Source organism: Hominiventricola sp., assembly GCF_057604405.1.
The window spans coordinates 35,331-48,788 of record NZ_DBLYVB010000007.1 but is presented as its reverse complement, the minus strand read 5'-3'; the positions used below and the strand labels follow the sequence as shown (position 1 = coordinate 48,788).

The following is a 13,458-nucleotide window of genomic DNA, read 5'->3' as shown; positions in this document are numbered from 1 at the left end:
GTCATGATATTGACAAAAGAAAAGCAGGGAGTGATTGCAGGAATTGATTTTCGAAAAGAAATTCCGCAGGTCTGCTATCAGACCGGTGATAGGAAGGAACCGGCATATCTTCCCCTGGAATATGAAAAACTTTCCGGACATACGGCATGCTTCTGCAAGATTCTGTCTGCATTGAAAAGATTTGAAAAAAAAGAAAATATCCGTGCTGTACTGGTACTTCCGGATATGGAAGAAGAAACAATCCGCCAGTATCTGCAGGAAGCCTGCCAGGCTGGATTCGGGAAGGAACAGATCCATATGGTGTCAGAGGCTGAGAGTCTGGTGCATTTTGTTATGAGTCAGACCTCCGATATCTGGCAGCACCGGGTGTTTTTGCTGGAATTTGGACAGGAGGAAATCCGTTCCATCTGCCTGCATATGAATCGGAGAACATCACCTATGCTGGTACAGGCGGAGGAGCCGGAATACTGGTATGTGGGAAATCTCCTGGAGGGCGGACGGGATGAAAAACTGGCGGAAACCGTGAAGGAACGGTTTTCCGGGGAGCCGGTGTCCTCCGTATTTTTAACCGGAACGGACTTTAACGCGAGAGATTATAAAAAGAGCAGGGATGAAATCTGCTTTCGAAGAAGGGTATTTCTGGCGGAGCAGATCTGTGCCAGAGGAGCATGTATGCTGGCACAGGCGGGAAAAGACAGGGTGCCGTATCTGTTCTTAAGTGAGCAGACTCTGCTTTATAATGTGGGAATCCGCAGCAGGCGGGGAGGAAAAGAGAGTATTTATACACTGGCGGAAGCCGGACAGAACTGGTATGACATACAAGTGTCCCAGGAAATGATTCTGGTGGGCAGCCCGGTGCTGGAGCTGGTTTTTCAGCCTATGTTGGGAGGCCCGGAGATCCGGGGAGGGATCCGGTTACAAAATCTGCCGGAACGCCCGGAAGGAACCGGACGGCTTCTGGTGGAGATTTCTTTTTCCTCGCCAAAGCAGTGTGAGGTGAAGGTAACGGATCTGGGATTTGGAGAATTGTATCCGGCATCAGGTCTTTACTGGGTAGATTCATTTTTACTGGAAGAAGAGGAGGAGAACCATGGGACTGGCGGTGATCTGCAGGAGCAGACGGGCGAAGACACCATATCTGGTGGAACAGACAGGCAGAAACCTGTATAGTCTGGAAGAACTTTCCTGGTTCGTCTATCACAATATCTGTCTGGCAGGGAGAAGTTTTTTTAACGAACGGCTTTGTCAGTGGATGGAGAAGGAGCTGGACTGCGGAGATCTGGCAAAACGAATCCGAAAAGGAATTTCCACGGAGACCAGCCTTACCAATCTGATCGTGGCAGTTGTTGGGGCATCAGACCTTTATGACAGCGTGCAGCTGACGGAATTAAGTGACCGGATACGTGCCATGGATTCCATGCAGGAACAGGAACGGCTGAAACTGCAGGCAGATGAGCTGCTGGATGGTGGAAATGTCTGGGCTGCCATGGGAGAATACCGGCACATTTTAAGAATGCACCAGAACAGTCGTCTGGGAGTCAGCTTTTATGCAAGGGTATGGAATAATCTGGGTGTCTGCCATGCCAGAGAGTTTGCATTCAAAGAGGCTGCGGAATGTTTCCGGAAATCCTGCGAATATGCCATGGAGCCGGAGGTACGCGATCAGGCAGAACTGGCAGAAAAGCTGGCATCAGGCATGATTCCGGAACAGAAAAACAAAAAAACAGAAGAAATGGATGCACAGAAAAAGCTGTTAGAATGGGAACAGGAATACCGTACCAGAAGGCGGCAGTAAGAAACCTCTTGACAATCTGTATCTGAACTGGTATGATTCTATCATCGTCAATCGCTTTACTGTGGTAGAGTGGTAGCGGATGGAAATATCAGGAGGATATGATTATGAAAAAGTTAGTAGTTCTGATGCTGGCAGGTATGATGTCTGCAGCAATGATAACAGGATGCGGAAGTTCTTCTGCAGATACCGCTGCTCCGGCAGAGGCAGAAGAGACAGATGCTGCAGCAGATGAAGCGGAAGCAGCAGATACGGAAGATGCTGCAGCAGACGAGGCAGAAGCAGCAGATACCGCAGATTCCGATCTGGCATATGTACAGGATAAAGGAACTCTGGTAGTAGGTATTACGGAGTTTGAGCCGATGGATTATAAAGATGAGAGCGGCGAGTGGGTCGGCTTTGATGCAGATATGGCAAAAGCATTTGCCAAGAGTCTTGGTGTCGATGCAGAGTTTGTAGTCATTGACTGGGATAACAAGATTCTGGAGCTGGATGGAAAGACCATCGACTGCGTATGGAACGGCATGACGCTGACCGACGAAGTGACAAGCGCCATGGAGTGCACCAACCCGTACCTGAACAATGCACAGGTTGTTGTTGTTCCGGCTGACAAAGCAGACCAGTATCAGGATGAGACAAGTCTTGCAGACCTTTCCTTCGCAGTAGAGACCGGAAGTGCCGGTGAGGCAGAGGTAAGTGCACTGGGACTGAACTATACTCCGGTAGCAGCACAGTCTGACGCATTGATGGAAGTTGCAGCAGGAACTTCTGATGCAGCTGTTATCGACTCTCTGATGGCAGGTGCTATGGTAGGAGAAGGAACCGGTTATGAGAACCTGACTTACACCATCGGACTGAACAGCGAGGAGTACGGCGTAGGATTCCGTAAAGGATCTGATCTGGCACAGGCACTCAACGATTTCTTCAAGACCAGCTCTGAGGACGGATCTCTTCAGGCATGTGCAGAGCAGTATGGAGTACAGGCAGCTCTGATTCAGCAGTAAGTGGTAAGCATTCAGAGCCGTGCACATGTTCAGTAAATATGTGTTTCATGCTTGCATGAATAAGCATATTTTTAAACATGTATATGGCGAGGAGCCATCCATGAGCAAAAGGAAAGCCTCGTTAGAGGCGGTTTTGCGAAGGAGGCTCTGAATTTGTAAACGGACAGCCGGGAGCGTAATTTTGCTTCTGGCTGTCACTTGTGTCTATGACACAATAGAAAAAAGAAGGCAGGAAAAGTACATGGAACTCATATTACAACAGATGCCGGTGGTGGTACATTCACTGAACATCGGCTTTATACAGACGTTAAAGCTCTTTTTTGTAACACTGATCGGAGCATTCCCTCTGGGACTGATTATTGCCTTTGGCTCCATGTCCAGATTCCGCCCGTTAAGTTATTTTACAAAAGTCATTGTCTGGGTTGTCCGCGGAACACCGCTCATGATCCAACTTCTGATTATTTATTATTTTCCGGGACTGGTACTTGGAAATGCCATCTGGGGAGGAGGAGAAACAGGCCGTTTTGCAGCGGCAGCCGTATCCTTCATCTTTAACTATGCATGTTATTTCTCCGAGATCTACAGAGGAGGTATCCAGAGTGTACCGGTAGGACAGGAAGAAGCAGGACTGGTGCTTGGCATGACCAGAACCCAGATTTTCTTTAAGATCACACTGCTTCAGATGATTAAGAGAATTGTGCCGCCCATGTCCAATGAGATTATCACTCTGGTAAAGGATACTTCTCTTGCAAGAATCATTGCACTGCAGGAGATTATTTGGGCAGGACAGGCATTTATGAAAGGTTCCCAGGGAATTTCGGGAGCTATCTGGCCGTTGTTCTTTACAGCAGTTTATTATCTGATCTTCAATGGTGTGCTGACCGTATTACTTGGCAGACTGGAGAAGAAACTGGATTATTTCAGGTAAGGGGGAAGACGAGATGCCAATTCTGGAAGTAGAACATATTAGTAAATCCTTCGGAGGTACGGAAGTCTTAAAAGACATCAGTTTTTCTCTGGAGAAGAGTCAGGTGCTGTCTATCATCGGTTCTTCCGGCAGCGGTAAGACGACCATGCTGCGCTGCCTGAATTTCCTGGAGAGACCGGATAGTGGAATTATTCGTGTCAATGGAGAGACTTTGTTTGATGCGGCAGATTCTTCTGCCAAGCAGGAAGAGGAGATCCGTAAGAAACGGCTTCACTTCGGACTGGTGTTCCAGTCCTTCAATCTTTTTCCACAGTATACGGCTCTTGATAATGTTATTCTGGCAAAGGAGCTTCTGGCAAAGGAGCAGCCGGATTACAAGGCAAGAAAAAAAGAGATTCACGACGAGATTGAGGCGCTTGCAGAACAGCTCTTAAAAGAGATGGGACTTGGTGAACGGATGAAAAATTATCCGCACCAGCTTTCCGGCGGACAGTGCCAGCGTGTGGCGATTGCAAGAGCTTTAGCACTCCGCCCTGACATTCTCTGTTTTGACGAGCCGACATCAGCACTGGATCCGGAGCTGACCGGTGAGGTGTTGAAGGTGATCAAAGGTCTGGCTGACCAGAAAATGACCATGGTCATCGTTACCCATGAGATGGCATTTGCAAGAGATGTGGCAAACCATGTGATTTTCATGGATGACGGACGCATTGTGGAGCAGGGTACCCCGGATGAGGTATTCGGAAATACAAAAGAAGAGAGAACCCGTCAGTTCCTGTCACGATTCAATCAGGGCTGATAAGGGGAGAAAAGCTGTTTTGCGGCTGGAATCTATTTTCAACAGCAGGACAGCTTTCTTTATGCCTGCTTATGAAAAAGTGGATAATTACGCGTGTTTTCTTATAAATAAGTAACAATTTATAAATTTTTCTAATTGAACAGTTGAAATTCTGAAAAGCGCAGGTTATACTATTGGCAGAAACGCGAAAGAACAAGAAAGATACATTTTGGAAGGATAACGCGGATGGAAGGAAAGAACAGGATGGAACAGGGAAATGTACTGGATGGTCTGCACGAGGAGTGCGGTGTCTTCGGTATCTATGATTTTGACGGGGGAAACGTAGCTTCTTCCGTATATTATGGTCTGCTGGCATTACAGCACAGAGGGCAGGAAAGCTGCGGTATTGCCGTAGGGGATACGGATGGTCCAAGAAAAGTGACGACCCACAAAGGCATGGGACTGGTAAATGAAGTGTTCACACCAGAGATTCTGGAGAACATGCATGGGGATATCGGAGTGGGTCATACCCGTTATTCTACCGCAGGCAGCAGTACCCGTGAAAATGCACAGCCGCTGGTTCTGAACTATATCAAAGGTACGCTGGCAGTCGCACATAACGGTAATCTGATCAATGCACCGCAGCTTCGCCGGGAACTGGAGTACAGCGGAGCAATTTTCCAGACCACCATTGACTCTGAGGTCATTGCTTATCATATTGCAAGAGAACGGGTTAATTCTGCATCCGTAGAGGAAGCAGTATCACATGCCATGAATAAGATTCAGGGAGCCTATTCCCTGGTGGTTATGTCTCCGAGAAAACTGGTGGGAGCAAGGGATCCCTATGGTTTCCGTCCCCTCTGTATTGGAAAACGCGACAATACCTACATTCTGGCTTCTGAGTCTTGTGCTTTGCAGACCATTGGTGCAGAGTTTATCCGCGACGTGGAGCCTGGCGAGATCGTCAGCATTTCTCCGAAATACGGCATCGTATCAGACAAGAGTCATTGCCTGCCGAAGGAGAAAGCAGCCAGATGTATTTTTGAATATATTTATTTTGCAAGACCGGACAGTCACATTGATGGTGTCAGTGTCTATGGTTCCCGTATTGAAGCCGGAAAATATCTCGCCATGGACAGCCCGGTGGATGCAGACCTGGTAGTGGGTGTGCCGGAGTCCGGCAATGCCGCAGCCCTTGGTTATTCCCTGCAGTCCGGAATTCCCTACGGAACCGCATTTGTAAAGAACAGTTACATTGGAAGAACCTTCATCAAGCCGAAGCAGAGCAACCGCGAATCCAGTGTACAGGTAAAATTAAGTGTATTGAAAGAAGCTGTAGCCGGAAAACGTATCATTATGATTGATGATTCTATCGTCCGCGGCACTACCAGTGACCGGATTGTGAAAATGTTAAGAGATGCCGGAGCGACGGAAGTTCATATGCGCGTCAGCTCTCCGCCATTTTTATATCCGTGCTATTTTGGAACCGATGTTCCGGCACGGGAGCAGCTCATCGCCTACAACCGTACTGTTGAAGATATCCGTCAGGTCATCGGTGCAGACAGTCTTGCCTACTTGAAACTGGAGCGATTAAGTGATATGGTAGGAGGACTTCCTTATTGCAGCGGATGCTTTACCGGAAAATACCCTTTGGATCCGCCGACGGAAGATATTCGTGGTGACTATGATAAATAGAGAAAGGAAAATAATCATATGAGTACAGACAGATATACAAGCCCATTATCAGAGCGTTATGCCAGTAAGGAGATGCAGTACATTTTCTCCCAGGATATGAAATTCAAGACCTGGAGGAAACTGTGGATTGCACTGGCAGAGACTGAGAAAGAGCTGGGACTGCCCATTACCCAGGAACAGATCGATGAGCTGAAAGCCCATGCAGAGGACATCAATTATGATGTGGCAAAAGCCCGCGAAAAAGAGGTTCGTCATGATGTAATGTCCCACGTTTATGCGTATGGTGTGCAGTGTCCGAAGGCAAAAGGAATCATCCATCTTGGTGCAACTTCCTGTTATGTAGGAGACAATACGGATATTATTATTATGACCGAGGGACTTCGCCTGGTTCGTAAAAAACTTATCAATGTAATTGCAGAGCTGGCAAAATTTGCTGACCAGTACAAAGCACTTCCGACCCTGGCATTTACGCATTTCCAGCCGGCACAGCCGACTACCGTTGGCAAAAGAGCATCCCTGTGGCTCAATGAGTTCTGCATGGATCTGGAGGATCTGGAATATGTATTAAGTACCATGAAACTTCTTGGTTCCAAAGGAACAACCGGTACCCAGGCAAGCTTCCTGGAACTCTTCGATGGAGATCAGGAGAAGATTGATCAGATTGATCCGATGATCGCAAAGAAGATGGGCTTTGAAAAATGTGTTCCGGTATCCGGACAGACCTATTCCAGAAAAGTGGATACCAGAGTGATGAACATTCTGGCAGGTATTGCAGCCAGCGCCCACAAGATGTCCAACGATATCCGTCTGCTGCAGCATTTGAAAGAAGTAGAGGAGCCCTTTGAAAAATCCCAGATCGGTTCTTCTGCTATGGCATATAAGAGAAATCCTATGAGAAGTGAGCGTATTGCTTCTCTTTCCAGATATGTGATGATTGACGCCCTGAATCCGGCTATCACTTCTGCTACCCAGTGGTTTGAGAGAACCCTGGATGATTCCGCTAACAAGCGTCTTTCCATCGCAGAGGGATTCCTGACCATTGACGGTATTCTGGACCTGTGTCTCAACGTCGTAGATGGTCTGGTGGTTTATCCGAAGGTAATCGAGAAGAGACTGCGCAGCGAGCTTCCGTTCATGGCAACCGAGAACATCATGATGGATGCGGTAAAAGCAGGCGGAGACCGCCAGGAGCTTCATGAGAGAATCAGAACTCTTTCCATGGAAGCAGGTAAGAATGTCAAGGTAGAAGGAAAAGACAACAACCTTCTGGAACTGATTGCAGCAGATCCGGCATTTAACATGACGCTGGAGCAGCTGGAATCCTGCATGGAACCGTCCAGATACGTGGGCCGTTCCGAGATTCAGGTAACCAATTTCCTGCGTGATGTGGTACAGCCGATCCTGGATGCCAACAAAGACGTTCTGGGAGTGAAGGCAGAGATCACCGTATAGTTTTCAAAAAGAATCGGAGGAATTACCGTATTGTATAGCTACACGTTCAGACAGTGGTTATCCTTCTTTTATCTCTATTGTATATTTGGCTGGTGCTTTGAGTCGGCGTATGTATCCCTCAAACAGCTCCGGCCTGTGAACCGGGGTTTCCTAAAGGGGCCCTGGCTTCCTTTATATGGAAGTGGTGCGATTTTGGTGCTGTGGATGACCTTGCCATTCCAGAATTCACCGGTGGAAGTGTATGTTGTTGGCCTGGTGGGGGCTACCGTATTGGAATACTTTACCGGAGAAGCCATGGTGCGGCTCTTTAAGGTACGGTACTGGGATTACAGCAACCAGCATTTTCAGTATAAGGGACATATTTGTTTAAGTTCCTCCATTGCATGGGGATTTTTAAGCATTGCCATGGTCTATGGCATTCAGCCCCAGGTGGAGCGGTTTGTCTTCTGGATGAATCAGGAATTTGTATCGGTAGCAACCTTCCTCATTACCGTCTGCATGGTTTACGATTTCAGCGGAGCTTTCCGGGAGGCTATGGATCTGCGTCATATGCTGGAGCAGGCAGAGCAGCTGATGGCAGAACTGGAGCAGCGGGCAGCAGAGAAGAAGCGGCTTCTGGAAGCTGCCTCTACCTTTGCGAAGGAAGCAGTCTCTGAGAAGCTGGCCGATACGAAGGAAGCCCTTGCGGAACGACTTCCGTCCGTGGAGACACCCGATCCGGGACAGCTGAAAGAGAAAGTACTGGAACGGTTGGAAAAAGAGATGGCACAGCTGGAAGACCGTCAGGAGCAGTTAAAAGAGCGGATGACCAGCGGAGCCTCATGGTTTCTGACCCACAACCCGGGTTCCCGGTTTATGAATGCGGGAATTGACCGGTCTACGGAGATCCGGGAGCGGATTTTAAAACGGAAGAACACAAAAAGTTCATAATTTTTGAAGGATTTCCTTCTTGACTTTGTTAGAACTCTAACGTATACTCGTTAGAGTTCTAACTTTTTGTGTACCGTTCAGAGTTATGCGAATGTGGCTCTGAATGGTTACATTCGTATTGTTAGGAAAGGAGGAAATAAATGCTGCAGACAGAAGACCATCCGATTAAGACGATTATGGATTTAAGCTGTCTTTTGCGTCGTGCCATGGAGCAGGAGATGGAAGAGTTTAAACTTTCGTCCATTCAGAGCCGGATTCTGGGATTTCTCTGGTACAAGAGAAATCTTCATGAAAAGGCATTTCAGAAAGAGCTGGAATCCGAATTCAAGATTCGCAGGTCTTCCGTAACCAGTGTGATTCAGGGATTGGAAAAGCATGGACTTGTGGAGCGCAGGAGTGTAAGTACCGATGCCAGACAAAAAGAGCTGGTATTGACGGAAGAAGGCGTCCGGGTACAGCGTCAGGTCATTGAGCGTATTGAAGAGATGGAAAAGCGCGTCAATGGATGGCTGAGTCCGGAAGAGCGGGAATGGTGGCTCCGCTGCGTGAATAAGATAGAGACTGGATTAAAGGAGGCTGAATATGATTAAAAAACTCATGTCCTATATCGGAGAATTCAAGAGAGATACGATTCTTTCCCCGGTATTTGTAACATTGGAAGTATTTCTGGAAGTACTGCTCCCCACCTTGATGGCGCTGGTCATCGACAACGGAGTAGAGACCGGGGATATGAATTATGTAATGAAAATGGGACTCATCATGCTGGTAGTTGCCATGCTGTCCCTGGCTGCAGGTACCCTGTCGGGTGTATTTGCGGCGAAAGCGTCCATGGGATTTGGACGTAATTTAAGAAGAGGTATGTTTGACAATATTCAGGATTTTGCATTCCGGAATATTGATCATTTCTCCACGGCAGGTCTGGTTACCCGTATGACTACGGATGTGACCAACGTGCAGAATGCATACCAGATGCTGGTGCGTATGTTTGTGCGGGCGCCGATCATGATGATTTCCGCACTGATCATGTGCGTGAAAATTAATGCAAGGATATCATTGGTTTTCCTGGCTGCGCTGGTATTTCTGGGACTGGTGCTGTCCTTTGTAATCAGAAGGGCATTTCCGCTGTTCAATGAAATGTTCCGCGGCTATGACAGTTTGAATGCCAGTGTGCAGGAGAACCTGACAGGCATTCGTGTGGTAAAGGCTTATGTAAGAGAAGATCATGAAAATGACAAGTTCTGCAAAGCAACAGATCGTCTGAAAAATTTAAGTGTCCATGCAGAAAAACTGGTCATTATGAACCAGCCGGTCATGCAGTTGACGGTGTACACCTGTATTCTTTTGATTTCCTGGATTGGTGCAAAAATGATTGTAGTGAATGGCACCATGACTACTGGAGAACTTATGAGTCTCTTTACTTATACCATGCAGATTCTTATGAGTCTGATGATGATTTCCATGGTATTTGTCATGGTTACCATGGCAAGTTCTTCTGCAAAGCGTATTGCAGAAGTGCTGGATGAGAAGAGTACTCTTCACAATCCGGAAAACCCGGTATATCAGGTAGAGGATGGTTCTATTGAATTTGACCATGTAAATTTTGCTTACAGCGAAAATGAGATGAAGGAAGAGCGGGAGGAGAAATGTGTCCTCACTGATATCAATTTCCAGATTCATTCTGGAGAGACCATCGGCATTATCGGTGGAACCGGAAGTTCCAAGTCTACGCTGGTACAGCTGATTCCGAGACTTTACGACGTACTGGATGGTTCCGTGCGTGTAGGCGGAAGAGATGTCCGGGAGTATGATATCGAGACCCTTCGAAATGAGGTATCTATGGTACTCCAGAAGAACGTACTGTTTTCCGGTACCATTCTTGATAATCTGCGCTGGGGCAACAAGGAGGCAACGGAGGAAGAATGCCGTCATGCCTGCGAGCTTGCCCAGGCCAGTGAGTTTATTGATAAGATGCCGGATGGCTATGAGACCTTCATTGAGCAGGGGGGAAGTAATGTTTCCGGCGGTCAGAAACAAAGACTCTGTATTGCCAGAGCCCTCTTAAAGAAGCCGAAGATCCTGATTCTCGACGACTCCACCAGTGCGGTGGATACGAAGACCGATGCTCTGATCCGGAAGGCATTCCGGGAGGAGATTCCGGCTACGACCAAAATTATCATTGCCCAGCGTATTTCTTCTATTGAAGATGCCGATCGGATTCTGGTTCTTGACCAGGGACGTATCTCCGGCATGGGAACCCATGAAGAGCTCTTAGAGACCAATGAGATTTACCGGGATATTTACAGATTACAACAGAAAGGAGCAGGTTTGAATGAATAAGAAGAACATGAATGGACGCGGCAGCAAGAATCCAGGCAAGACCTTGATGCGCCTGCTCTCCTATGTGTGGAACTATTATAAAGTGGAATGTGTGTTTGTTGCTATCGGCATTGCGGTCAGCTCTCTGGCTGCTGTGGCAGGCAATCTGTTTATTAAAAATCTGATCGATGATTATATCATGCCGTTCCTTTCCGAAAATAATCCGAGTTTTGCTCCCCTTGTACGGGCACTGCTTATAATGGCGGGAATTTACTATATCGGAACCTTTGCCACGTTTCTTTATGCGAGGCTGATGGTCAATGTGACCCAGGGAACTTTGAAACGGATTCGTGACGATATGTTTACTCATATGGAGCGCCTGCCCATCAAATACTTTGATACCCATGCTCATGGCGATATCATGAGCTGCTACACCAACGATACGGATACACTTCGCCAGATGATCAGCCAAAGTATTCCACAGATGTTAAGCTCTGTGATTACCATTGTAAGTACGTTCATTTCCATGATTGTGCTGAGCATTCCCCTGACGCTGCTGATCATTGTTATGGTTGCTGTTATGGTCGGAGTGGTCCGGAAGATTGGTTCCCAGAGTGGAAAATATTTTATCCGCCAACAGAAGGATCTGGGAGTTCTGAACGGTTACATTGAAGAGATGATGGAAGGCCAGAAGGTGGTCAAAGTATTCTGCCATGAGGAAGAGACGAAGAAGAAATTCTATGAGCTTAACGACGGACTTTTTGACAGTGCAAAAAATGCAAATATTTATGCCAACATTCTGATGCCGGTTATGGCAAACCTTGGAAATATCAACTACGTGATTACTCTGGCAGTTGGTTCTATTCTGGCCATCAATGGTGTGGGTGGTCTGACCCTTGGGGCACTGGCATCCTTCCTGCAGCTGACGAGAAGCTTTAATATGCCGATTACCCAGGTATCCCAGCAGTTTAACTCCATTATTATGGCGCTGGCAGGCGCAGAGCGTGTCTTTGATCTCCTGGATGAGCCGGTGGAAGAAGATCATGGTTACGTAACTCTGGTCAATGCGGTGGAGGAGCCGGACGGAACCCTTAAAGAGTCTCCGGTGAGAACCGGTATCTGGGCATGGAAACATCCCCACCAGGCAGATGGTACCATCACCTACGAAAAACTCCAGGGTGATGTGGTATTCAACGGCGTGGACTTTGGATATACGGATGACAAGATCGTTCTTCATGATATTAAGATGTATGCAAAACCCGGACAGAAAGTTGCATTTGTCGGTGCAACCGGTGCCGGAAAGACGACAATTACCAACCTGATTAACCGTTTTTATGATATTCAGGATGGAAAGATCCGTTATGATGGTATTAATATTAATAAAATCAAGAAACCGGATTTAAGAAGGTCTCTTGGCATGGTACTGCAGGATACCCATCTGTTTACTGGAACCGTGGCAGATAATATCCGTTACGGAAAATTGGATGCAACGGACGAGGAAGTCATCGCAGCGGCAAAACTGGCCAATGCCCATTATTTCATTACCAAACTGCCGCAAGGATACGATACGGTCTTAAGCGGCGACGGTTCCGAGCTTTCTCAGGGTGAGCGTCAGCTTCTGGCCATTGCGCGTGCAGCCATCGCAGATCCGCCGGTACTGATTCTTGACGAGGCAACATCCAGTATTGATACAAGAACCGAGACCATCGTCCAGAGTGGTATGGATAAGTTGATGAAAGGCAGAACGGTCTTTGTCATTGCCCATCGTCTCTCTACTATTAAGAACTCTGATGTTATCATGGTACTGGATCAGGGACGCATCATCGAACGTGGTGACCACGAGTCTCTGCTGGCAGAAAAAGGACGTTATTATCAGTTATATACGGGAGCATTTGAATTATCATGATAAAAGGCGTATTATTTGATCTTGACGGGACACTGCTTGATACTCTGGAGGATTTGTACCAAAGTGTCAATGCAGCCCTTACTGCCTGTGGTTTCCCGGAACGAACCAGAATGGAAGTCAGAAGTTTTGTAGGAAATGGAGTCCGGAACCTCATGGTCCGTTCTGTACCGGACGGAGAAGAGAATCCGAAGTTTGAGGAGTGTTTTCAGAAATTCCGGGAACATTATGCGGCGCATTTAAACGACCATACGGCGCCCTATGCAGGGATTATGGAACTGCTGGCAGAGCTGAAGGAAAAAGGAATTCCCACGGCGGTTGTCTCCAATAAATCCGATGCGGCAGTGAAGGAACTGTGCCGGGAGACCTTTGGAGATCTGGTGCCGCTGGCTATCGGAGAATCTGAGCGGGTGAAGAAAAAGCCAGCGCCGGATACCGTGATTGAGGCGGCAGCAGGAATCGGTGTTCCACTGAAGGACTGTGTCTATGTAGGGGATTCCGAAGTAGATCTTGCTACTGCAGAAAACGCCGGGATTCCGTGTATTTCTGTTTCCTGGGGATTTCGTGATAAGGAACTGCTGGAAAGTCTGGGAGCAAAGACGCTCCTTGACACGGTGTCAGAATTAAGAGACTGTCTTCTGGACATGGCAGCAAAATAAG

General features: G+C 47.5%; 12 protein-coding genes. All 12 read left to right on the top strand.

Annotated elements, in window-relative coordinates; all coding sequences use genetic code 11:
- Nucleotides 1–3: 3 nt before the first annotated feature.
- The 12 genes from ACZMB2_RS06400 to ACZMB2_RS06345 all read left to right on the top strand — a co-directional run bounded on the left by ACZMB2_RS06400 (nt 4) and on the right by ACZMB2_RS06345 (nt 13,457).
- Nucleotides 4–1,170 (top strand): DUF5716 family protein, encoded by a 1,167-nt coding sequence (locus ACZMB2_RS06400; RefSeq protein WP_487596040.1) that lies wholly within the window; start codon nt 4–6, stop codon nt 1,168–1,170.
- Nucleotides 1,091–1,795, top strand: coding sequence for a hypothetical protein (locus ACZMB2_RS06395; RefSeq protein ID WP_487596039.1), 705 nt, complete (start codon nt 1,091–1,093; stop codon nt 1,793–1,795). Before ACZMB2_RS06400 ends, ACZMB2_RS06395 begins: the two co-directional genes overlap by 80 nt.
- Nucleotides 1,796–1,893: 98 nt before the next feature.
- Nucleotides 1,894–2,796 (top strand): transporter substrate-binding domain-containing protein, encoded by a 903-nt coding sequence (locus ACZMB2_RS06390; protein ID WP_487596038.1) that lies wholly within the window; start codon nt 1,894–1,896, stop codon nt 2,794–2,796.
- Between the two features lie 241 nt (nt 2,797–3,037).
- On the top strand, nt 3,038–3,724 hold the full coding sequence (locus ACZMB2_RS06385) for an amino acid ABC transporter permease (protein WP_118770218.1): 687 nt from the start codon (nt 3,038–3,040) through the stop codon (nt 3,722–3,724).
- Nucleotides 3,725–3,737: 13 nt separating this feature from the next.
- Entirely contained in the window at nt 3,738–4,523 is a 786-nt protein-coding gene (locus tag ACZMB2_RS06380) for an amino acid ABC transporter ATP-binding protein (RefSeq protein WP_118770217.1), read from the top strand.
- Nucleotides 4,524–4,748: 225 nt separating this feature from the next.
- The gene (purF, locus tag ACZMB2_RS06375; RefSeq protein ID WP_487596037.1) at nt 4,749–6,197 is read left to right on the top strand and encodes an amidophosphoribosyltransferase; all 1,449 of its coding nucleotides are present in this window, start codon (nt 4,749–4,751) and stop codon (nt 6,195–6,197) included.
- 18 nt (nt 6,198–6,215) lie between these two features.
- On the top strand, nt 6,216–7,649 hold the full coding sequence (purB, locus tag ACZMB2_RS06370; protein ID WP_118770216.1) for an adenylosuccinate lyase: 1,434 nt from the start codon (nt 6,216–6,218) through the stop codon (nt 7,647–7,649).
- A 30-nt stretch (nt 7,650–7,679) separates the two neighbouring features.
- Nucleotides 7,680–8,579 (top strand): putative ABC transporter permease, encoded by a 900-nt coding sequence (locus ACZMB2_RS06365; protein WP_487596036.1) that lies wholly within the window; start codon nt 7,680–7,682, stop codon nt 8,577–8,579.
- A gap of 140 nt (nt 8,580–8,719) precedes the next feature.
- Nucleotides 8,720–9,169 (top strand): MarR family winged helix-turn-helix transcriptional regulator, encoded by a 450-nt coding sequence (locus tag ACZMB2_RS06360; RefSeq protein ID WP_487596035.1) that lies wholly within the window; start codon nt 8,720–8,722, stop codon nt 9,167–9,169.
- A complete protein-coding gene (locus ACZMB2_RS06355; protein WP_487596034.1) occupies nt 9,162–10,916 on the top strand; it encodes an ABC transporter ATP-binding protein in 1,755 nt (584 codons plus the stop codon). Before ACZMB2_RS06360 ends, ACZMB2_RS06355 begins: the two co-directional genes overlap by 8 nt.
- On the top strand, nt 10,909–12,801 hold the full coding sequence (locus tag ACZMB2_RS06350) for an ABC transporter ATP-binding protein (protein ID WP_487596033.1): 1,893 nt from the start codon (nt 10,909–10,911) through the stop codon (nt 12,799–12,801). Before ACZMB2_RS06355 ends, ACZMB2_RS06350 begins: the two co-directional genes overlap by 8 nt.
- Nucleotides 12,798–13,457: an HAD family hydrolase gene (locus tag ACZMB2_RS06345; protein ID WP_487596032.1), complete on the top strand. Its 660-nt coding sequence runs from the start codon at nt 12,798–12,800 to the stop codon at nt 13,455–13,457. Before ACZMB2_RS06350 ends, ACZMB2_RS06345 begins: the two co-directional genes overlap by 4 nt.
- The last annotated feature ends 1 nt before the right edge of the window (nt 13,458 follow it).